A 403-nucleotide genomic window follows, 5' to 3' on the forward strand; every position below is an offset into this window, starting at 1 on the left:
GCTCTTGAATAGCGTTTTTCGTTTCGCTCTCGCTTTTTTTCACTTCCATCTTGATAAACTTGTTTAAAGTCTTGAATTCTTTGCTCACGGCCTGCTTGGTAAGCTCGGTTTGCTGCTTCGAGTTCGACTCTAAGGTCTGCGCCAGCTCTGAAAGATGATTCATAAATAGCCCCTTTTAGCCTGATATTTTGCCCACCCTGCGGACTTTTGATTGAAATTGTTTTAGATGCTTTTCTGGCTATTTCAAAGCCTGCATTTTGCAAGGCCGCGATAATGTCATCTCTATTTTTAACAAGCCCATTTTTAGCCATGTTCGTTAAAGTGCCCGTAATACTTTCAACAGCTTGTTTTTTATCCCTCGGTAAATCTCGAGATTGCGTCAAAATAGATTTGTGTTTTGGGT

The 403-nt window shown here is 40.7% G+C and carries 1 protein-coding gene; it reads right to left on the reverse strand.

Going from position 1 to position 403, the window contains the following annotated elements:
• The coding region (locus AAEY68_RS21945) for a hypothetical protein (protein ID WP_502935716.1) at positions 1-403 on the reverse strand (403 nt) is incomplete at both ends.

It is taken from the genome of Pseudoalteromonas sp. RB2-MNA-CIBAN-0110, assembly GCF_040309305.1.
Lineage (GTDB): Bacteria > Pseudomonadota > Gammaproteobacteria > Enterobacterales > Alteromonadaceae > Pseudoalteromonas > Pseudoalteromonas arctica.